The 852-nt window shown below is 57.2% G+C and carries 1 pseudogene; it reads left to right on the top strand.

Annotated features, from left to right (window positions below):
- Positions 1 to 62 precede the first annotated feature (62 nt).
- Positions 63 to 852: pseudogene (locus K7W03_RS28425) on the top strand (IS5 family transposase); the annotation flags it as partial.

The following is an 852-nucleotide window of genomic DNA, read 5'->3' as shown; positions in this document are numbered from 1 at the left end:
TAGGTTTCGTGGACAAAGGTTGACAGCAGGATCGGGCGTTGATTCAAGGCTGCCTTTTGGAGGTGGCGTTGGGCGAGCGTATTGGGCTGACGGAGGACGAGTGGGGGATCATCGGCACATTACTGCCATCTGAGCGTGGTCGTGGCTGTCGTCCAGCACAGGACAACCGGCTGTATTTCGAAGGCATGATGTGGATCGCCCGCACAGGTTCGCAATGGCGCCACTTGCCGGATGAATATGGCAAGTGGAACAGCGTTTTCCGCCGCTACCGGCGCTGGGTTACGACCGGGGTGTTCGAGGCGATGCTCGAGACACTGGGCGAAATGGTGGCTCGTGATGCCACTGCGGACATGATCGACAGCACCGTGGTCCGAGCACATCATTGTGCCGTCGGCATAAAAAAGGGACTCAGGAAACCGAGGCGCTTGGCCGATCGCGAGGCGGATTCAGCACAAAGCTCCACGCCCGCTGCGATGCCAAAGGCCGACCGCTCGGCTTTGTCCTGACGCCGGGCCAGAGCCACGATATCCAAGGCTTTGGCCCGCTGTTCCGTTTGATTGCTAATAAGATCGAGGCATTGTTGGCGGACAAGGGCTACGATGCAGATGCCATCCGCGAGGAATTGGCCAATGCTGACGTTGAGGCTGTCATTCCCGCCAAAAGCAATCGGCGCGATCCAATCCCACACGATCGCGAAAAATACCGTTGGCGCAATCTTGTCGAACGCCTCTTCAACAAACTCAAGAACTGGCGGCGTATCGCAACTCGATACGACAAAACCAAAGAGTCCTACCTCGGCTTCGTCAATCTCGTCTCAGCCCTGCAATGGATACCCTTTGTCCACGAAACCTA

The organism is Sphingobium sp. PNB (assembly GCF_019873065.1).
Taxonomy (GTDB): Bacteria; Pseudomonadota; Alphaproteobacteria; order Sphingomonadales; family Sphingomonadaceae; genus Sphingobium; species Sphingobium fuliginis.
The sequence above is the reverse complement of the archived record's forward strand: the minus strand, read 5'-3'. Positions and strand labels throughout refer to the sequence as shown.